We start from the raw sequence: 20,775 nt of genomic DNA, 5'->3' as shown, positions 1-20,775 counted from the left end.
AAAACCTCCCTTTAACCATTAGGATGGCTGGGGGAGGTTCTTGTATTCTGCTAATTTCCGGAAAAAACGGACTAATGAAATTAGATTCCGTATTTTTTCTTGAATTTGTCGACGCGGCCGCCGGCATCCAGGAACTTCTGCTTACCCGTGAAGAATGGGTGACATGCGGAGCAAATCTCTACGCGCAGGTTCTGTTTAATCGAACCAGACTCAAAGCTGTTGCCGCAAGCGCAAGTTACTGTCGTGACGTGGTATGTCGGATGAATACCTTGTTTCATCTCGTTCACCTCTTTCTGCCCTGGATCAACATGCGGACCCAGAGTTTAATAATACAATGACGATTATAACAGGTGATTTCCGATTAAGCAATGGAATTGTAGGCCAAGCCATTCTTACAGCTGCTGCCTCACCGGTGCCGGGGGCACATGCGTGTACGAACCGATGACAACATCCGGGAGCTCGTCCGCGAAAATCTCCAGCATTTGCTTCATGCCGTAAATCTCACCCTTCGCCTTCGGAATCAGCTCCAAATAGCTCTCGGGATCGATATTAAGGTTGCGCATTTGGATCAGCTTTAATCCCGTCCGTTTCACAAAGCCGAGCATCGCTTCGATCTCCTCTTCCCGATCCGTGACGCCAGGGAAAATTAAATAGTTGATCGACGTATAAACGCCCTTGTCCGAAGCGTACCGAATCGACTTCTCGACATTCGCAAGCGAATAGCCCCTTGGCTTGTAGTACGCATTGTAGTGCTCATCGAGCGCGCTGATGGTGCTGACGCGCATTAAGTTTAGGCCTGCATCGACGATGCCGCGAATATGGTCGGTCAGACCGGCATTGGTATTGATATTGATATATCCGAGCGACGTACGGCTTCGCACTTCGCGCATGGCATCGATAATAATTCTTGCCTGCGTGGAGGGCTCGCCTTCGCAGCCTTGTCCGAAGCTGATGATGGAATCCGGCGCGTTCAAATGCTCCATCATCACATCAACGATTTCTTGGACTTGCGGCTTAAAGTTCATGCGCGTTTGCGGCGCCACAAAGCCGCTGTCGTCCGGCTGTTCAGAAATGCAGCCGTAACAGCCCGCATTGCAGGAGAAAGATACCGGAACGGCGCCTTCCCAGCGCTGCAGGAACGTATTGGAGGCCGTCAGGCATTCGTAGCCGAGCGCACAGTTCGACAGGTGCTGGTAAAGACGGTTCTCCGGGTATTTGGCAAGCAGGCGTTCAACGCCGACGTTAAGCTCCTGCGGATCGCAATTGAGTGGATTCCACCGCTCCGGATCATCGGTCTTCTGCGCAGCAACGTAGAAGCCGCCATCCTTCCAAACGACAGCGGAGTAGCCAAACAGCGGAAGCTTGTGCGACTTGTCCGTCTTCATATAGCCCGGAATGCACAAGCGGGTATAGCCTTGCGGCAATAATGCACCGACAGCCTGGACATTGCCCGGCAGCGGACGCATTTCACCTGATGCGGTATGAATACCGATCGGCCGCGTATGCGGCAAGCCGACCATGGTTGCGCCGTCCGGAAGAGGAATCAGTTCATCCTCCATCAGTTCAACAACCATATCGCCGCTGCGGCCAAGCGCCGTCCAATCGGGATGATCAAACAAGTTGCCTTGTTCATCTGCATAAACAAGATTCATGGTGTACCTCCTTAAAGCAAACCTGACTGCTATTTCCTATTACGTGGTTGACGTGGAACGTGCTGCAGGACGTCTGGAGGCACTGCCCCCTGAGCCCGTGCTTCCGCTCGTGCTGCTTCCTGTATTCGGTCTGCCTCTAGGCGCCGGCGGCGGTGTAACCCCGGACGTATCCAAGGAGGCAAGGAACTCTTCGTTGTTCTTCGTATCCGCAAGCTTCTTCAAGAAGCCGTCAATGAATTCGATGGAATCATTCATATTCTTCCGAATCGCCCATACTTTATCAAGCTCTTCTTTGGTCAGCAGCATCTCTTCGCGGCGCGTCCCGGAACGGCGGATATCCAATGCCGGGAAAATACGGCGGTCCGCAAGTTTCCGGTCCAAGTGCAGCTCCATATTGCCCGTTCCTTTAAATTCTTCATAAATGATGTCGTCCATGCGCGAGCCTGTGTCGATCAAGGCTGTCGCCAAAATCGTCAGGCTTCCACCCTCTTCCACGTTCCGAGCCGAACCAAAGAAGCGTTTCGGACGGTGGAATGCCGCAGGATCGATACCGCCGCTCAGCGTGCGGCCGGATGCCGGCACGACAAGGTTGTATGCGCGCGCAAGGCGAGTAATGCTGTCCAGCAGAATGACGACATCCTTCTTGTGCTCTACAAGCCGAAGCGCCCGTTCCAATACAAGCTCCGCCACTTTGATATGGTTCTCCGGCAATTCGTCGAACGTCGAAGCCACTACCTCGCCTTTCACGGAACGCGACATATCCGTCACTTCCTCCGGACGCTCGTCGATCAGCAGCACAAAGAGCTCAATCTCGGGATTATTCGTAGAAATGCTGTTGGCGATTTCCTTGATCAGCAGCGTCTTCCCTGCCTTGGGAGGCGCAACGATCAGTCCGCGCTGGCCTAAGCCGACGGGTGCGAGCAAATCCATAATACGCGTTGAAAGTTTAGGCTGGGCGGTTTCGAGAACGAGTTTCTTCTCGGGATAGAGAGGAGTCAGGGCTGGAAAATGAAGTCGTTCCGCAGCGTGTTCGGGGCTTTCTCCGTTGACGGCATTCACTTGAAGCAGTCCGAAAAATCTTTCGTTTTCTTTAGGAGCCCGGCACTTGCCGGATACTAAATCACCAGTGCGAAGATCAAACTTGCGGATTTGTGAGGCTGAAATGTAGATATCTTCGGGGCTTGGCAAATAGTTGATGGGACGCAGAAACCCAAAGCCTTCCGGTAAAATTTCAAGTACGCCCTGCATAAACATTAGACCGCTTTGTTCAGCTTGTGCTCGTAAAATCGCGAAAATCAATTCTCTCTTCTTCAATTGGCCATAGCCCTGAATCTGGTGCTGTTTGGCCAGCTTATAAAGCTCTGTGAGCTTCATGACTTCAAGATCTGTGATCTGAAGTTCAGACATAATATCACCACTTCTTATCAAGGTTCAAGAAGAACCGGCTGTCGCCGTCCTTATGGCGGTGCAAGTTGCTTCCCCTGGAAATATAATCAAACATTCGAAGGAGACCGTCCCCCTAGTCTTGCATAAAAGGACAAGCTTCTTCCATCATTGCCGGAATCGGCCTACTCTATTCCGGGCCGATTCTATGATTATAAAATCTACTATTCGCGCCAAACATCGGCGCCGAGCATGCGCAAATTCTCAACCAGGTTGTCATACCCCCGGTCGATATATTCAACGCCGGTAATTTCCGTTACGCCTTCTTCCACCGTCAGCGCCGCTACGACGAGTGCGGCACCTGCGCGAAGATCGGCCGCACGGACCTTCGCTGCGTTAAGCGGCCCGCCTTCAATAATCGCCGAGCGCCCTTCTACGCGAATATTCGCGCCCATTCGCGTCAATTCCGGCACATGCTTAAACCGGCTGCTGTAGACGTAATCGCTCAGAATGCTGACGCCGGTCGTTTGCGTAAGCAGGCTTGTCATCGGAGACTGCAGGTCCGTGGCGAATCCGGGGTAAACGAGAGCTTTTACGTCAATCGCTTCATATTGGGGCTGTCCGACGATGCGAATCGACTCATCCATTTCGTAAACATGAACGCCCATCTCCTGAAGCTTCGCCGTCATCGCTTCCAAGTGCTTCGGTATGACATTGTCAATTAGTACGTCGCCGCGCGTTGCCGCTGCAGCAATCATATACGTACCCGCTTGAATCCGGTCGGGAATGATGGAATGCCGGCAGCCGTGCATCCGCTCTACGCCTTCAATTCGGATCGTTTCCGTTCCGGCTCCTTTAATCTTCGCGCCCATGGCGTTAAGGAGCGTAGCTACATCTATAATTTCAGGCTCTTTTGCCGCGTTTTCGATGATTGTGGAGCCTTTGGCTCTTGAAGCCGCCAGCATGATATTAATCGTTGCCCCTACACTGACAACGTCCAGATAAATTTTGGCGCCGCGCAGCTCCTCCGCCACGATGCGAATGGAACCATGATCATTGGAAACCGTCGCACCAAGCGCTTCAAATCCTTTTATATGCTGATCAATCGGGCGAGGCTCGAAGTTGCAGCCCCCAGGCATTCCAATAGTCGCTTCACCGAAGCGTCCAAGCATAGCGCCCATCAAATAATAGGACGCACGAAGCAGTTTCACCTTACCATTAGGCATCGGAATGGACTTCATAGCGGAAGGGTCAATAACAATCGACTCGCCGCTCCACTCGACTACCCCGCCAAGCTCTTCTAGAATTTCACTGTATACGGCAACATCGCTCAGATGCGGCAAATTGTCCAGCGTTACCGTAGATTCGGCCAAAATAGCTGCGGGCAGCAGCGCAACCGCACTATTCTTCGCACCGCTGATTTGCACAGTGCCGCGCAGCGGACGTCCGCCGCGAATCATCAACTTTTCCATACCTATTCGTTATCCTCCCATCCGGTGTGAGCAAAGGAGCAAACAGCCCGAAGGCCCATAATGCCACAAAGCAAGCGCTCCATCTTTCAAACGATCTTGAAGGACGGGGCGCCTGCTTCTCATCTGCGCTTTACGCGGCTGTTTAATTCCTTTGACTATCGGAAGTTAAGCTTAAGCTTGGTTGCTGCTGCCGAACAAACGGATTTTCTCTTGTACTACGGCTTGCATAGCTGCGCGTGCAGGAACCAGGTATTTACGCGGATCGTAAACGGAGTCGCTGGCCGCAAGCACTTCACGAATCGTTTTCGTCATAGCAACTTGGTTCTCTGTGTTCACGTTGATTTTACCCACGCCTGCTGCAACGGACAAACGGATTGCTTCGTCCGGTACGCCGGAACCGCCGTGCAATACGACAGGAACTGGAATAGCGTCGGTTACTTTTTGAATAATATCATAATGGATTTTAGGCTCGCCTTTATACATACCGTGAGCCGTACCTACTGCGATTGCCAGGCAGTCTACGCCTGTTTCTTCGTAGAAACGGATCGCCTCTTCAGGTTTTGCAAGAGAAGCATTCTCTTCGTCAACGCTGATGTCATCCTCAACGCCGCCGATTGTGCCAAGCTCGCCTTCAACGGATACGCCCATCGCATGAGCTGCTTTTACGACTTCTTTCGTAATCGCGATGTTCTCTTCGAGCGAGTAGTGGGAACCGTCAAACATAACGGACGAGAAACCCGCACGGATACATTTCATTGCAACTTCAAAGCTGCTGCCGTGGTCCAGGTGAAGCGCGATCGGCAGACCGGATTTCTTCGCAGCCGCTTGAGCGATTGCAACAGTATACTCGATCCCCATATATTTCAGGGCGCCTTCAGATACGCCGAAAATAAACGGCGATTTCTCTGCGATTGCAGCGTCTGTGATCGCTTGCGCGAACTCCAGGTTGTTCATGTTGAATTGGCCTACCGCAAATTTGCCTGCTTTGGCTTTCGGCAGGAATTCATTCATTGAAACGAGTGGCATAGTTCTCTACTCCTCCTAAAGTGGTATGGGGTCGCTGTGGGCTCCATACGTTGTCTTTGATCTATGCGACGCTTCGAACACCACTTCTGCAGGCTGCAGACAACTGGTTTGGAAGACATGCGCCTGACTTATCTTGCATCACGCCTCTGATATCGCACCAAATGATTATACCACAATCAGGTTTCGATTTGTACAAGTCTTGCCAGAGTCACGGCGCTGGACACAAAAAAAAGCGGGACCCTTTACTAGGATCCCACCGCATACCATCCGCCTGATTCTCCGCCGCGCAGCTGTTGATTCACGGCCATCCGCATCTCGTCGATGTCGAATGGTTTCGTGAAATGCATGAGCGCGCCGTGATCAGTCGCTTCTTTTATCATGTCAAGTTCACCGTAAGCGGTCATCATGATGACTTTAATCTCTTTGTTGATCGCCTTGACATGCTTCAAAATTTCAAGACCGTCCATGCCTGGAATCTTCATATCAAGCAGAACCAGGTCAGGCGATTCATTCTTCACGATTTCCAGTGCAAGCTTGCCGTTCGGCGCCTGAAACGTGATGTACCCTTCGCTGCTGAACACTTCCATCAGCAAAATACGGATACCATTCTGATCATCGACTATCAAGACTTTCTTGTTTTCCAACTGAAACCCTCCCAGGAATGCACGACAGTCAAATCGTCTCGATTGGATTAGAATTCCATAATCGTTAATGATTTCGTGCTAAGGCACTCATTTTCCTGCTCCGTTGGAAAAAAACTTTGACTAATTGAAGTCTTACTTACCTTCTGCTGCCTGCAGCGCCGCGCGGACAAATCCGCGGAACAGCGGCTGCGGACGATTCGGACGCGATGTGAACTCCGGATGGAATTGAACGGCAAGGAACCACGGATGCTCCGGATGCTCCACCATTTCAACAAGACGGCCGTCCGGCGACGTGCCCGTAATACGCAGACCCGCGGATTCGATCGTCTCGCGGTATTCGTTATTGAATTCGTACCGGTGACGGTGACGCTCGTACACAAGCTCATCGCCATATTCACGCGCAGCCAGCGATCCCGGCGTTAATTTGCAAGGGTACAAGCCGAGGCGCATCGTGCCGCCCATATCTTCGATATCCTTCTGCTCAGGCAGCAGGTCGATGACTGGGTAAGGCGTGAGCGGGTTGATCTCGGAGCTGTTCGCATCCTTCAGCCCCGTTACGTGACGGGCGTATTCGATCACGGCCACTTGCATGCCGAGACAGATGCCGAAGAACGGAACGTTGTGCTCGCGCGCATGGCGGATCGCAGTGATCTTGCCTTCGATTCCGCGGTCTCCGAAACCGCCCGGAACCAGAATGCCGTTAACGCCCTGCAATTTATCAGCCACGTTCTGCTCGGTCAACTCTTCCGCGTTTACCCAGCGGATCTTCACGTCTGCATCCGCATCGAAACCGGCATGGCTTAAGGATTCGACGATACTGAGGTATGCATCATGAAGCGCGACGTACTTTCCTACGATCGCTATTTCAGTCGTGCGGCTAAGCTGCTTCACGCGGCGCACAAGGTCTTCCCAAGCCGTCATATCCGGCGGCGTCGTGGTCAGCTTCAAATGGTTGACGACGATCTCGTCAAGCCCTTCCGCCTGCAGGTTCAGCGGTACTTCGTACAGCGTGGAAGCATCGCGGCACTCGATAACTGCGTTCGCATCGATGTCGCAGAACAGCGCGATCTTGCGCTTCATGTCTTCGGCAAGCGGATATTCCGTACGGCAAACGATGACGTTCGGCTGAATGCCGATGCTGCGAAGCTCCTTCACACTGTGCTGCGTCGGCTTGGTCTTCACCTCGCCGGCTGCTTTAATATATGGAATGAGGGTAACGTGGATGTACATGACATTCTCGCGCCCGATATCGCTCTTAATCTGACGAATCGCTTCCAGGAAAGGAAGACTCTCGATATCGCCCACGGTTCCGCCGATCTCGGTGATGACGACATCGGAGCCGGTTTCTTTGCCGGCGCGGAATACGCGGTCCTTGATTTCGTTCGTAATATGCGGGATAACTTGCACGGTACCGCCTAAGTATTCGCCGCGGCGCTCTTTGGTAATAACCGTCGAATAGATTTTCCCTGTCGTAACATTGCTATTCTTCGAGAGATTGATGTCGATGAAACGCTCATAGTGGCCCAAATCCAAATCCGTTTCCGCGCCGTCGTCGGTGACGAACACTTCGCCGTGCTGATAAGGACTCATCGTTCCCGGGTCAACGTTAATGTAAGGATCGAATTTCTGAATGGTCACTTTAAGACCGCGGTTCTTGAGCAAACGCCCGAGCGAAGCTGCCGTGATGCCTTTGCCAAGCGACGAAACAACACCGCCTGTTACGAAAATGTATTTAGTCACTGATGATACCCTCCACGCCTGTATGGTTATTATATAGGTTCTCCCAATTTCCGAAGAAAAACGGCCCATAAAAAAGAAAAAAGTGACACCCGTATACAAACGGGGCACTTTCTAATTTGGCTTATACTTATGTCCGAACTTGAAGCCCAAACAATAGTTTACTCCGCGGCTAGGCTGCCTGTCAAGGCATGATGAAGCGGCATTTGCCGTACTTCGGCGATGCGTGCCGCGGCGTTCTTATTTACTTGTCAGCCTCAGCGTCGTCATCCTCGAAATCTTCTTCTTCGTCCTCGGCGTCGTCGGCTTCTTCTCCGTCAACTTCGCCTTCTATGCCGTCTTCTTCGATTTCTTCGTCGTCGATAACGACCTCTTCGTCAACTTCCTCTTCCGCTTCCGCTTCGTCGAAAATCTCTTGGTCTTCATCATAGGAATCGAAATCGTCATCTTCCGACGCGTAGGTTTCTTCTTCTTCGTCCGTATAGACGTCGTCGTCGTCTTCTTCGTCGTTAATAATCCGCGAACGCTTCGCGTTGCCGACTGGATCCTCGTTGCGCTCAACCGGATACCAGCGCTTCAATCCCCACATATTGCTTCCGACGCACGCGAAACGTCCGTCGATGTTGATTTCTGTATATACTTGCGCAATCACTTGGTTGATTTGTTCTTGGGACAAGCCCCGAATTTTTGCAATTTCCATCATGATGTCACGATAGTAAAACGGCGTATTCGCCGCCTTAAGCAATTCAAATGCCAGGTCGACCATCGGCATTTCCTTCAAGCGCTCTGGATCGATCTTCAAGACGATCTCGCTGCTCATTTCGGACACTTCCTCTCATGTCAAACTGCCAGCCGGATGCAGGCAATCCATTATCAAATTATAGTAAAACCTATTTCTTCTCAAAAAGCAAGCGCTCCCTCATCCGGGCAGACAAAAAGAAAAAGCGGAGGACGACCCTCCGCTCTGACTGTATCCTTCCGGCCGTGGCGATTACCGCCGCTTCCGGGTATAAGAGCCGGGGAACGGCTCTTGGTTTATATTATGTGCACCCGCGGCGAATGACACGGTTTGGCGCCTAATTATGTTAAAAAAGGCAAGTTGCTTATACAGCTTGTTGCGCGAATTCATACAATACTTCAGCATGATTCGCCATGGAGGGGAAGCCAAATTTGGACAGATCTGCAATTCTCCGCCTCTTGCACAACGCGCTGTCACTCGCCGCACCGGTCGAAAAGCGGCGAATTGTCCGATTTCAGCAGCAGAGCGATTACGAACGCTTCCTTCTCGAGTGGTCGAACTTCGAAAAACCGGACGAAGGCAGATTCGATGCCATTCGCCATTTACCCTCCATAAAAGCTTTCTCCCTGCCTGTATCCAATCAACTGCTGGCAGCCGCCCCCTGCGAGGGACTATGGATCGAAAACGATCCTCACGTCTCCGTCCACGCTTCCGTGCATAAGCCGGCAGCGCGGGAGAGGGGCATCCCCTGGGGCGTGCAGGAAATCAAAGCCCCGCTGGCCTGGAGCACCACGACAGGGCACCGGGTCAAGATCGGCGTCATCGATACCGGCGTCGATTTCAGCCATCCCGATCTGAAACAATCGCTCGGGCGGGGCATCAACCTGCTCAGCCGCGGCACGCTGCCGCATGACGACAACGGCCACGGCACGCATATCGCCGGCACGATCGCCGCCGCCAACCAGGTGCACGGCATGATTGGCGTTGCGCCGCGTGCGACCGTGTATCCCGTCAAAGCCTTCGATCAGAACGGCAGCGCCTTCGTATCCGATATTGTACTCGGCATCGACTGGTGCGTGCGGAACAACATGGATATCGTCAACATGAGCTTCGGCATGAAAACGCGCAGCAAATCGCTGCTTACCGCCGTGACGAACGCATTCAATGCCGGCGTTATTATCGTGGCATCCTCCGGCAACGACGGGAAACGCAAATCCATCGATTACCCTGCCCGGTATCCGCAGACGATAGCGGTTGGCGCGACGAACCGTGTTCGCCGCATTGCACCGTTCAGCAACCGCGGGCTTCATATCGACGTGTATGCACCTGGCGATAAGATCCTATCCTCTTGGCTGCGCGGCAAATATAACGAAATGAGCGGCACGTCCATGGCCACCTCGCATGTCAGCGGCGCCATTGCACTGCTGCTCGCATACCGGCCCGGGCTGACTCCGACGGAAATCAAGGCCGTCGTCAAACGGTCCATGCTGCCCCTAAGGGGCACGAAAGCCCCCCGGCTGACCGGGGAGCTTGATGTGATGCGTATGCTGCAAGCCGGGGAACGGTAGCTCCCGGCTTGTTTAATGTTTGGGTTAAGCAGCCGCCCGTATGTTGGAGGCGATTGGCGTAAGTGCTACATGCGCTCCGGCGCGGAGACGCCGACGAGCCGCAGCACGTTGGCGATCGCAATCCTTGCGGCGCCGAGCAGCGCGAAGCGCGCCTGGGTTTGCGCCGCATCCTCGGTGATGACACGGTCGGCGCGGTAGTAGCTGTGGAACAACGATGCCAGCTCATATACATAGCGAATCAAGCGGTGCGGCGCATACTGCGCCGCGGCTTCCGCGATTTCCTGCGGCAGCTCGCCGATTTTGCGGAGCAAATCGAACTCATGCTCCGAGGTCAGCTTGCTGAGATCGATTTCCGCAAGCGGCAGCACTGTTATTCCCTGCTCCTCCGCCTGGCGGAAGATGCTGCAGATCCGTGCATGTGCGTACTGGACGTAGAACACCGGATTCTCGTTAGAAGTCGAGATCGCGAGATCCATATCGAAATCCAGATGGGAATCCATACTGCGCATGCTGAAGAAGTAACGGATGGCGTCGATGCCGACCTCTTCCATGAGATCCTCCATCGTGACCGCTTTACCGGTCCGTTTGGACATTTTGACCTTCTCGCCGTTCTGGAACAAGCTGACCATTTGCGCAATAAGCACGACCAGCTTCTGCGGATCGTTGCCAAGCGCCTCCATCGCCGCTTTCACGCGGGGAATGTAGCCGTGATGGTCGGCGCCCCAGATGTTGATCATTTTGTCGAAGCCCCGGCCAAATTTGTCGCGGTGGTAGGCGATGTCCGGCGTCAAATACGTGTACGAGCCGTCATTCTTCACGAGAACGCGGTTCTTGTCGTCGCCGTAAGCCATCGTGTTCAGCCATGTTGCGCCTTCTTCCTCATAGACTTGGCCGCGCTCGCGAAGCGCGGCAAGCGCCTGCTCCACTTGGCCGGTCTGATAGAGCGAAGTTTCGCTGTACCAAACGTCGAACGCTACGCGGAACTCGCCGAGATCGCGCTTGATCTTGTTCAGCTCCCGCTCCAGGCCGTAATCGCGGAAGAAAGTGAAACGCTCCTCCTCGGGCAGCGAGAGCAGGCGGTCGCCTTCGGAAGCCGCCAGCGCCTTGGCGAAGCCAACGATATCCTCGCCGTGGTAGCCGTCCTCCGGCATCTCGGCTTCTAGTCCCAGCGCCTGCTTGTAGCGCGCTTCGATCGACAACGCCAAATTCGCTACCTGCTTGCCGGCGTCATTAATATAGTATTCGCGGGTAACCTTGTAGCCCGCGAAATCGAGCACGTTGCAGAGCACGTCGCCTACAGCCGCGCCGCGCGCGTGACCAAGGTGCAGGCTGCCCGTCGGGTTCGCGCTGACGAATTCGACTTGAACGGTCTGTCCCTCACCGACGCCGATACGTCCATAATCGGCGCCCTGCTCAGCCGCTTGGCCGATGACCGGGTACAGATAGCCGCGGTCAATGCGGAAGTTGATAAAGCCGGGACCGGCGATTTCCGCACTTTGGATGGAGGCCTTGGCCGTATCCAGATGCGCGATAATCGCTTCCGCGATCTGACGCGGATTCTTCTTCGCCAGCTTGGTCAGCTGCATCGCCGCATTCGTCGCGAGATCGCCGTGCGCCTTCTCCTTCGGCACTTCCAGCACGAATACCGGAAGCTCCTCGCGCGCAGCAAGACCTGCCGCCACGACCGCATCAGCGAGCGCGTCTTTCACTTGCTGGTGAAGCTGTTCAATCACATTGAGTTTCATAACCAATCATTTCCTCCTGATTCTAGTAAGCCTATTCGTAGGCATGGTCTTTCATTTACGCTTCTTCCGCCCGAAGCCGGATCACGAATTCCCCTGTCGGCTCGTCGTCGACGAGCAGCCGGTAATGCCACTCCAGCAGCATCGGCAAATGCGGGAGCAGCGGCTCTTCAATCGGCTCTGCCTTCGCCATATCGCCGAACTGCGCCCAGAGCAGGCTCGTCTCGGTCTCCAAATAAAAGGAAGCATGCTGGGATGCATACTGCCCGCCCCGCCGGACGCCTGCCGCGAAAATTTGCTGGGATTCCACGTCGCCGCGCCGCGTGACGCTCAGCTCGCCGTCACGCCAGCGAACCAGCGTCCGCACCTCGCTGCCGCCCTCTTCGAGCTCCTCATACTTGAGGTAGACTGTACTGCCCTTGCGGTACCACTCACCGCTGAATACGTTCTTCTCCACTTCGCCGTCAATATTGCTCTCGAGCGTAATCTTTACTTTAGCTTTATCATTCATGAATTACGGTCTCCCGTCACCTTCATACTCCTGTCCTCACTATATACAGGTGCCGTATCAATTTCAATGCACGACCGTCAAATTTGGGTCGGCGTCCGCAGGCCAAGCAGCGAAAGCCCTGAACGGAGCACGCCCGCCACGGCTGCGGCAAGCAGCAGCTTCGCATCCGTCTCTTCCTTATTGTCCGTAATGATCCGTTCCTGATGATAGAAACGGTTGAAGCGCTTGGACGCATCCAGGAGGAACCGCGCAACGACGGCTGGCTCGTTCTGACGCAGCGCCTCCAGCACCGCTTCGGGGTACGAGGCAAGCTGCTTGAGAGACTCCCATGCCGCCGCGCCGGCCAGATAGTGCTGCAGCGAAGCCGTGTCCACCGCGCCGGAGAGGCTGCGCGACTCCGCTTCGGCCAAGGAAAGTCCGCCGCGTTCCAGGAGCTTGAACGCCCTGGCCGCCGTATATTGCACGTACGGACCGGTCTCCCCTTCGAAACGAAGCGCCTCATCCAGCGAGAAGTCCACCTCCAGCATCCGGTTATGCTTCAAATCACCGAATACGATCGCCCCGATACCGACAGCCTCCGCCGTGTCCTGCGCGCTTTCCAGATCGGGATTCTTCTCCGCGATAATGGCCGCTGCCTTGGAGACGGCTTCATCGAGCACCTCGTCGAGGAAAATAACCTGCCCTCTGCGGGTCGACATTTTGCGTCCTTCGAATTTCATAAGCCCGAAGGCGACATGCCGGCACTGCGCGGCGCTCTCCTCGTCCATACGCGACAGCACGGCGAATACTTGCTGAAAATGCAGCCTCTGTTCGCCGCCGACCACGTACAACAGCAGGTCTCCGCCCATTTCGTTCCTGCGGTAGAGTGCAGTGGCCAAATCGCGTGTCGGATAGATCGTCGTGCCATCTGATTTGAGAATTAGACATGGCGGCAGCCCTTCCTCCTCCAACCGAACCACCTGCGCGCCGTCGCTCTCCACTAGCAGCCGGTCCGCCTTCAGCAGGTCGACAACAGCACCCATCTTATCATTATAGAAGCTTTCACCCAGCGTGTAGTCGAACTCCACGCCGAGACGGGCGTAGACGCGGTCAAACTCTTCCATGCTGAACGAAACGAAATACTGCCACAAGCGCTTCGCTTCCGCGTCCCCGTTCTCGAGCTTCCAGAACCAGCGGCGCGCGTTCTCTTCCAGGGAGGGATCCTGCTCCGCTTCCTCATGGAAACGAACGTAAAGCTGGAGGCTTTCCCGGATTGGCGCTGCTTTCAGTTTCTCCTCGTCGCCCCAGCGCGCGTATGCCTCCATCAGCTTGCCGAACTGTGTCCCCCAGTCGCCGATATGGTTCACCGTCACGACGTCATAACCCTGCGAGCGATAAATATTGGCTAGCGCATTGCCGATCATCGTGGAACGCAGATGCCCCACGCCGAACGGCTTCGCGATATTGGGGGAGGACATATCCATGATGACGCGCGTACCCGCACCTTGCTGCGAATAGCCAAAATCGGGGAGCAGCACGGGCGATAGCAGCTTAGGCGCCCAAGTCTCGCGCTGGAAGAACAGATTCAGATACGCCCCCTTGGCTTCCGCGCGGATGGCGCCGCCGCCGGCGGTTACGGCTGCGGCGAGCTCCTCGGCTATCGCTGCCGGTGCGCGTTTGAGCGTGCGCGCGAGCGTAAAGCAAGGAAACGCGGCATCGCCGAGCTCAGGATTCGGCGGGATCTCCAGCAGCGAAGCAATTTCCTCATGCGGCATGGCCAAATGGTCTGTTAGCTGTACCGCCGCCCATTGCAATAACAGGTTCATCCCTTTCACCTCCGTATAAATTCAAAGAAACGGCAGATACAACCGAGACAATTTCTTCGAAATAAACAAGAAAACCCCCGTCTCTAATGAAAGAGACGGAGGTTGATTTCCGCGGTACCACTCTTCTGGCTCATTCACCGCATCGTTCTGCCCGGGTATCCGCTGCCGCTAAAATGCGGACAACGGCGACGGTTAGACGCGCGTGATAAGCCTCTCGAACACGATAACGGCGTGACCGGATCGACCTAAAGCGGATCATCGGAGGAAGGCTGCATAACCATTCACCGTATGGCCGTGTTCGGGCGATCAACTCCCGGGTCCGCTTCCCTTGCACCGCTGCGCCGGCTTTCACCAACCCGGCTCGCTGCTGGCAGCTCAATGCAAGCTACTGTCCCGTTCATCGTATGTGGCTGTTATTTCCCCTATTATATGCGACCTCACCCAAATTGCAAAGGGCAAATCTCACTTCAAATACGGAAGCAGCACCCGCCAAGCTTCGATCCGGTCAGCCGTCGTCCGCATGAATTTGGTCGGTATGGGGCTCGTGGAAGGAAGCTTCAGCTTCGCAAGCGCCGCGAACTCCGGACGGCCGCCAAAATATTTCTTGAACGTGTCGTGCGACTTCGTTCCGTTGAACGCCAGGCAGCGCAGCCCCGGGTAAGCCGCAAGCAAGCCCGGAAAATCATTGGGCGATTCCGCGCGGATATTGGCATCCAAGCTGCCCTCCCGCTCGCAGGATGCAATAACATCCCATAAGGCAAATCCCTGCTCTGCCGCAAATGCCAGCCTCGCCTCGTAAGCCTCGTCCGGTTCCCGGCCGAATAGACCGTACAGCACGCGCCAAAGATGATTGCGCGGATTCCCGTAATATTGGTTCAAGGCCAGAGATGCTTCGCCCGGCATGCTGCCGAGAACCAGCACCTTGGCCCGCTCGTCGATGATCGGTGGAAATGAGTGAACACGCATGGCTTCCTCCTCCTTCATGCTTCGAGCTTAAACGGAAGCAGGCGCTCGCGCAATCTGCAATGGGCAAAGCACGCCGGCAGCAAGCTTGTCCGCCCGAGAAATGGACAGCGCAATGCTGCAGCTACAGCTGGGGCGAGCCCGGTGGAAGTCCGCTCAGCTTCTCCAGTCTGCGGCAAATTTCATGCTGCCACTCCACGTCTCCAATCATGGATGCGGCCAGCGAAAGGTTGTGCAAATTGGCGATTTGTCTAATATGCATCGCATTCACCGCCAGGCAATGCTCGAAATCCGCTTGCTCTTCTCCCGTCAGACGGCGGCCTCCGCGAATCGTCCACAGCTCTGCCAGCCGTTCATGTATCGGCAAAATCGTCATGCCTCGTGCCTCCCTCAATCGTCTCACACTAGTAGCCAGTATGACCAAAAAAGAAAGCTTCCAAGCGCCGAGACCTCGACTTTCCGCAGGGCCGGGACAACTTTTTCGGAAAATCGCCGCTCTACTCCTAGTTTACAGCGAGAGGCTTCACTTGGTATCTTGACCGTGAAAATAGAGTAAATCCGGCTGCCGGCAAAAAAACGACAAAAAAACGCCGCCATCGTGCATCATGCACAATGACGGCGTTATCGCTCATTACTTAATAAAACCGAGCAGCATTTCGCGGATGACCTTCGCCGCGACGATCTGCGTTTGTTCCGTCGGGTCGTAGGCAGGCGCGACTTCAACAAGATCGCAGCCGATAACATTGACGCCGGAACGCGCGATCGCGTGAACCGCATCGATCAATTCCTTCGACGTGATGCCGCCGGCTTCCGCCGTGCCCGTGCCCGGCGCAGCGGACGGATCCAGGACGTCGATATCGATCGTCAGGTAAACCGGACGGCCAGCCAGCTCAGGCAGCACCTTCTTCAGCGGCTCCAGCACCTCGAACGGGTGGAAATTGATGTTCTCGCGGGCAAACTGCCACTCTTCGCGGGAACCTGAGCGGATGCCGAACTGGTACACGTTCTTGCCGCCGATCAGGTTAGCTGCTTTGCGCAGAGGCGTCGAGTGCGAGAGCGGCTCGCCTTCGTACGATTCACGCAGGTCCGCATGAGCGTCAAAATGGATGATCGCCATGTCCGGATATTTCTTGTATACCTCTTGGAAAATCGGCCACGAGCAGAGATGCTCGCCGCCAAGGCCGACAGGCATCTTGCCGTCCGCCAGCACACCGCCTACGAATTCGCCGATAATGTCGAGCGAGCGCGCCGCGTTGCCGAATGGCAGCAGCAGATCGCCTGCGTCGAAATAATCGATGTCTTCTAGGCTGCGGTCAAGATAAGGGCTGTATTCTTCCAGGCCGATCGACACCTCGCGGATGCGCGGCGGGCCGAAGCGCGAGCCCGGACGGAACGATACGGTAAAGTCCATCGGCATGCCGTAGATGACCGCTTTAGACTTGTTGTAGTCTTCCGAGCTCAGGATAAACACGTTGCCGGAATATTTTTGGTCGAGTTTCATGATGATTTACGCTCCCTCTCTTACTTCACGAGATCTTCAACAAATTTCGGCAGAACAAATGCCGCTTTGTGCAGACGCGGGGAGTAATATTTGGTGTCGATTTCAGGAATGCTGGACTCTTCTACAAGAAGCGGATCGTACTTCTTGCTGCCCATCGTGAAGGTCCAGAGGCCGCTTGGGTACGTCGGAACGTTCGCCCAGAATACGCGCACGATCGGGAATACTTCCTTCACGTCACGGTTGACGCTCGAGATCAGATCCGGCGTGAACCATGGATTGTCCGTTTGCGCGACGAAGATGCCGTCTTCCTTCAGCGCATCATAGATGCCTTGGTAGAAGCCGCGTGTAAACAGGTTGACTGCCGGGCCGACAGGCTCCGTGGAATCTACCATAACGACGTCGTATTCGTTCTTGTGATCATGGATATGCATGAAGCCGTCGTTCACGATGACTTCGACGCGCGGGTCGTCGAGGCCGCACGCGATGTTCGGCAAATATTTCTTCGAATATTCGATAACCTTGCCGTCGATATCGACAAGCACGGCTTTCTCCACGTTCGGGTGCTTCAGGATTTCGCGGATTACGCCGCCGTCGCCGCCGCCGACCACAAGCACTTTGCGCGGGTTTGGATGCGTGTAGAGCACGGGATGCGCCACCATTTCATGGTAAACGAACTCATCCTTGTCAGTCGTCATGACCATGCCGTCCAAGACAAGCATCGTACCAAATTCCTCGGTTTCGATCATATCGAGCTTCTGGAACTCCGTTTGCTCGCTTACGTAGGTTTCCTTCACTTTCGCCGTAATGCCGTAAGACGGCGTTTGTTTCTCCGTGTACCACAATTCCATGGGTTAATCCCTGCTTTCTTCTATGTATGGTGCTGCTATTGATCATAGGGCCAAATGTGTCAATCTGTATTATAAGTTAACGAGGGGAAAAAGCAACCTTTTGCCATTCCTACACAAAAATTTCATACCTGCCATCGGCCGTCTTGAATAGGTGTCTCCAATGTTTTCCATACTAAGAGGATACTCTAGGTTTCAGTAAGGAGACATCTGAGATGAGACGATTTCGTATCACGCCGGGCGGCGGCAAGCTCCGGCTGCCAATTACGCTGCGAGCCGAGCGGTGGACGCCGCTGCTGCGCCGCTTGCGCAAGGGGTTATTCTATGCGGGCTGCGCGCTGCTTGTGCTGTTTATGGCAGCCTTCGGCTTCCTCTATTATTTGCGAGTGCAGGCGCTCCCTGCTTCCTCCATCAGCCAGACGTCGCAGATGCTCGACTTGCAGGGCCATGTCATCGATACGTTTCACGCCGGGGAGAACCGGCAGTCCGTGCCACTTAAGGACATCTCGCCTTACCTCGTGGAGGCGACGCTTGCGATAGAGGATCAGCGGTTCTACGATCATCTGGGTTTCGATATGAAAGGGATGGCCCGCGCCGCGGTCGTCAACTTCACGCATTTCTCCCGCGAGCAGGGTGCAAGCACGCTGACCCAGCAGCTGGCGCGAAACCTGTATTTGACGCATGAGCGGACGTGGTCAAGGAAGTTCAAGGAAGCGATGTATACGATCCAGCTGGAGATGCATTACTCCAAGGACGAGATTCTCTCCCTGTATCTCAATCAAATCTACTACGGCCACGGCGCATACGGCGCGGAAGCGGCGTCGGAGCTCTATTACGGTAAGCACGCCTCCGAGCTGACGCTCGCGGAAAGCGCGATGCTAGCAGGCATTCCGAAGGGGCCCAAATATTACTCTCCGTATATGGATATGAAAAACGCCAAAGACCGGCAGCGGACCATTCTGCAGACGATGGCGGATCAAGGCATTATCCAGCAGAACGATGCCGAAGCCGCCGGCGCCGAAATGCTGAGCTTCGTCCCGCTCGGAACAAGCAAGCAAACCGGGATCGCACCGTATTTCCGGGACTACGTCCGGTATATGGCTGTCGATAAGCTCGGCATCGACGAAGGGATGCTGAGCGAAGGCGGCATCCGCATCTACACGACGCTGGACCCCGAAGCGCAGCGGGCCGCGGAGGCGGCCGTCGCCGCAGGGATTCCCGAGCAATCGGAGCAGCAGGCCGCGCTCGTCTCGCTCGATCCGCGCACGGGCTACATTAAAGCCATGGTCGGCGGCCGCGACTACAAGACCAATCAATTCAACCGCGTGTTCGCTGATACGCGGCAGCCCGGCTCGTCCTTCAAGCCGTTTCTCTACTTGACGGCACTGCAGGAGGGTGTCATGACGCCGGTCTCGCAGTTCAAGAGCGCGCCGACCGTCTTCACCTACGATGACGGCCGCAAGACGTACGCGCCAAGTAACTACAACGACAAATACACGAATGGGCTTATCGATATGCGGCAGGCCATTGCGACGTCCGACAATATCTATGCGGTCAATTCCATTATGAAGGTCGGCCCCGAGAAGGTCATCGACATGGCGAGAAAGCTCGGCATCGACAGTCCGATGAAGCCGGTCCCGTCGCTCGCGCTCGGGACGTTCCCGGTCAGCCCGTTCGAGATGGCTTCCGCGTTCGGGACGTTCGCGAACGGCGGCGTGCGCGTGGAGCCGACGGCAATCCTGCGCATCGAGGACAGCAAGGGCGAAGTGCTCTATGAAGCGAAGCCGGCCGCAATTCCGGTCGTCGACGCCGCACATGCCTATGTGCTGACGAGCCTTATGGAGAGCGTGTTCGAGACGGGCGGCACGGGCAGCCGCGTGTCCGCCATGATCAAGCGGCCTGTCGCGGGCAAGACCGGCACGACCGCGACAGACGCCTGGCTCGTCGGCTATACGCCGGAGCTGGCAACGGCCGTGTGGGTCGGCTACGACAAAGGGCGGAAGCTCACGCCCGCGGAAGCCCACCGCGCAGCGCCGATCTTCGCCGACTATACGGAGAAGGCGCTCTCGGCGGTCCCGCCGAAGATCTTCCCGCTGCCGGACGGCGTCGTCTCCGTCTATATCGATCCCGAGAGCGGCAAGCTCGCAGGGAAGACCTGCCCTGCCCGCCGGCTGGAAACCTTCGTCAGCGGCACGCAGCCGGTAGAGGTCTGCGGCGTGCACGGCGATACGGCCGCGTCCGCAAGCGGCGACAGCGACGCGAAGGCCGCGCAGTCGAAGAGCTGGTGGAAGCAGCTCAAGCGCTGGTGGTCGAACTAGCGAAATCGGCGCGGACCGGGATCGGCTCGCTTCCGATTGCGAATGAGCGCGTTCCGCCCATCATGATGCTAGAGCCGATTGGTATTACTATATGAAGCGTCACCCGCGTGCAAAGCAAAGAAGCTGCCTCGCCGTCTCCAGCAGGAGATCGGCAAGGCAGCTTCTTTGCTTACCCACGCTTATACGTTCAGCGCATCCTTCAATTTATCCGACGAACGGTCCCACCACTCCGCGTTGTGCTTCACCAGCAGCGCCTTGAGCGCCGCCTTCTCTTCCGCACCCAGCTCATCCAGCACGAACCGGCGTTTGATCGCGTAGTCGAGATTGTTCACGTGCTGCGCGAGAATTTTCCAGCCTCTGCGTGCTTCCGTGTCGATCAGCATCGGGCAGGCTGTCGCCCCCGCATAGAACGAGCCTTCCTCATTGCGGTCAACCGCTACCCATACGATCCAGCATGAACGGCCATTCGGCACGTCTTCCTTGTTCACGCTAAACTTGATACCCTTCTCGATCTTGCTCTTGGCATGCATCGCGCCTACATCGATATAAGCTTCGCCCTGGTCGATGATGACGCAGGCGACGTCGCTCAAATCAATCGTCCCCGCACCAAAGCCCTTATGTTCCTTATTGCTCACCACGTTCAGAGAGAGAGACTTCCGTTCTTTCTTCTCCGGCGGCTGCTGTTCATTATTTTGTTCGCTCACGTGACCGATCAACTCCCTGTCCCAAGCCTTCGAAAATAGAGGGAAGAAACTTGCCAAAACCGCCAATATACGGTTTTTGCCGGCTCTTCCTACCTGTCCATACTTTAATTCCATTTTAGCTAATAATCTCGGAAAAGCAAACATATACATGCTTTAGATGCTTGT

The 20,775-nt window shown here is 55.3% G+C and carries 18 protein-coding genes and 1 other annotated feature; of the genes, 2 read left to right on the top strand and 16 right to left on the bottom strand.

All coding sequences use genetic code 11. The annotated features are described in order from the left end of the window. Positions 1-80: 80 nt before the first annotated feature. From rpmE to rpoE, 8 genes are all read right to left on the bottom strand, one after another. Complete coding sequence (gene rpmE / locus KXU80_RS19815; protein ID WP_091225099.1) at positions 81-278, bottom strand: 50S ribosomal protein L31; 198 nt, start codon at positions 276-278, stop codon at positions 81-83. Positions 279-392: 114 nt separating this feature from the next. Then, entirely contained in the window at positions 393-1,652 is a 1,260-nt protein-coding gene (locus KXU80_RS19810; protein WP_219834905.1) for a radical SAM family protein, read from the bottom strand. 39 nt (positions 1,653-1,691) lie between these two features. Next, positions 1,692-3,059, bottom strand: coding sequence for a transcription termination factor Rho (gene rho, locus KXU80_RS19805; protein ID WP_219834904.1), 1,368 nt, complete (start codon positions 3,057-3,059; stop codon positions 1,692-1,694). Between the two features lie 200 nt (positions 3,060-3,259). After that, a complete protein-coding gene (locus tag KXU80_RS19800; RefSeq protein WP_219834903.1) occupies positions 3,260-4,507 on the bottom strand; it encodes a UDP-N-acetylglucosamine 1-carboxyvinyltransferase in 1,248 nt (415 codons plus the stop codon). Between the two features lie 171 nt (positions 4,508-4,678). Further along, on the bottom strand, positions 4,679-5,533 hold the full coding sequence (gene fba, locus KXU80_RS19795; RefSeq protein ID WP_219834902.1) for a class II fructose-1,6-bisphosphate aldolase: 855 nt from the start codon (positions 5,531-5,533) through the stop codon (positions 4,679-4,681). A gap of 245 nt (positions 5,534-5,778) precedes the next feature. After that, positions 5,779-6,177 carry a response regulator gene (locus tag KXU80_RS19790; RefSeq protein ID WP_219834901.1) on the bottom strand — a complete coding sequence of 133 codons (399 nt, stop codon included), beginning with the start codon at positions 6,175-6,177 and terminating at the stop codon, positions 5,779-5,781. Positions 6,178-6,309: 132 nt separating this feature from the next. Next, positions 6,310-7,917, bottom strand: coding sequence for a CTP synthase (locus KXU80_RS19785; RefSeq protein ID WP_219834900.1), 1,608 nt, complete (start codon positions 7,915-7,917; stop codon positions 6,310-6,312). Positions 7,918-8,158: 241 nt separating this feature from the next. Beyond that, the gene (rpoE, locus tag KXU80_RS19780) at positions 8,159-8,734 is read right to left on the bottom strand and encodes a DNA-directed RNA polymerase subunit delta (protein WP_219834899.1); all 576 of its coding nucleotides are present in this window, start codon (positions 8,732-8,734) and stop codon (positions 8,159-8,161) included. Between the two features lie 350 nt (positions 8,735-9,084). On the opposite strand from rpoE, the gene KXU80_RS19775 reads away from it, so the two are divergent. Further along, positions 9,085-10,221, top strand: a complete 1,137-nt coding sequence (locus tag KXU80_RS19775; protein WP_258171078.1) for a S8 family peptidase — start codon at positions 9,085-9,087, stop codon at positions 10,219-10,221. Between the two features lie 65 nt (positions 10,222-10,286). Here the strand turns inward: KXU80_RS19775 and argS (KXU80_RS19770) are convergent, their stop codons facing one another. The 7 genes from argS (KXU80_RS19770) to speE form a co-directional block, all read right to left on the bottom strand. After that, positions 10,287-11,966: an arginine--tRNA ligase gene (argS, locus tag KXU80_RS19770; protein WP_219834897.1), complete on the bottom strand. Its 1,680-nt coding sequence runs from the start codon at positions 11,964-11,966 to the stop codon at positions 10,287-10,289. 55 nt (positions 11,967-12,021) lie between these two features. After that, a complete protein-coding gene (locus KXU80_RS19765) occupies positions 12,022-12,474 on the bottom strand; it encodes a YwiB family protein (RefSeq protein ID WP_219834896.1) in 453 nt (150 codons plus the stop codon). A gap of 77 nt (positions 12,475-12,551) precedes the next feature. Beyond that, entirely contained in the window at positions 12,552-14,273 is a 1,722-nt protein-coding gene (argS, locus tag KXU80_RS19760; protein ID WP_374987796.1) for an arginine--tRNA ligase, read from the bottom strand. 94 nt (positions 14,274-14,367) lie between these two features. Further along, positions 14,368-14,689: a binding site (T-box leader), on the bottom strand. A 52-nt stretch (positions 14,690-14,741) separates the two neighbouring features. Beyond that, the gene (locus tag KXU80_RS19755; RefSeq protein ID WP_258171077.1) at positions 14,742-15,245 is read right to left on the bottom strand and encodes a DNA-deoxyinosine glycosylase; all 504 of its coding nucleotides are present in this window, start codon (positions 15,243-15,245) and stop codon (positions 14,742-14,744) included. 121 nt (positions 15,246-15,366) lie between these two features. Then, on the bottom strand, positions 15,367-15,618 hold the full coding sequence (locus KXU80_RS19750) for a DUF7667 family protein (protein ID WP_219834893.1): 252 nt from the start codon (positions 15,616-15,618) through the stop codon (positions 15,367-15,369). 255 nt (positions 15,619-15,873) lie between these two features. Next, on the bottom strand, positions 15,874-16,743 hold the full coding sequence (gene speB / locus KXU80_RS19745; RefSeq protein ID WP_219834892.1) for an agmatinase: 870 nt from the start codon (positions 16,741-16,743) through the stop codon (positions 15,874-15,876). A 20-nt stretch (positions 16,744-16,763) separates the two neighbouring features. Further along, positions 16,764-17,591 carry a polyamine aminopropyltransferase gene (gene speE / locus KXU80_RS19740; protein WP_219834891.1) on the bottom strand — a complete coding sequence of 276 codons (828 nt, stop codon included), beginning with the start codon at positions 17,589-17,591 and terminating at the stop codon, positions 16,764-16,766. Positions 17,592-17,803: 212 nt separating this feature from the next. On the opposite strand from speE, the gene KXU80_RS19735 reads away from it, so the two are divergent. Further along, the gene (locus KXU80_RS19735) at positions 17,804-19,906 is read left to right on the top strand and encodes a transglycosylase domain-containing protein (protein WP_219834890.1); all 2,103 of its coding nucleotides are present in this window, start codon (positions 17,804-17,806) and stop codon (positions 19,904-19,906) included. A 179-nt stretch (positions 19,907-20,085) separates the two neighbouring features. Here the strand turns inward: KXU80_RS19735 and KXU80_RS19730 are convergent, their stop codons facing one another. Further along, entirely contained in the window at positions 20,086-20,610 is a 525-nt protein-coding gene (locus KXU80_RS19730) for a YwhD family protein (RefSeq protein WP_258171076.1), read from the bottom strand. Between the last annotated feature and the right edge of the window lie 165 nt (positions 20,611-20,775).

The organism is Paenibacillus sp. R14(2021), assembly GCF_019431355.1.
Classification (GTDB): domain Bacteria; phylum Bacillota; class Bacilli; order Paenibacillales; family Paenibacillaceae; genus Paenibacillus_Z.
This window is presented reverse-complemented; position numbering and strand designations above follow the sequence as displayed.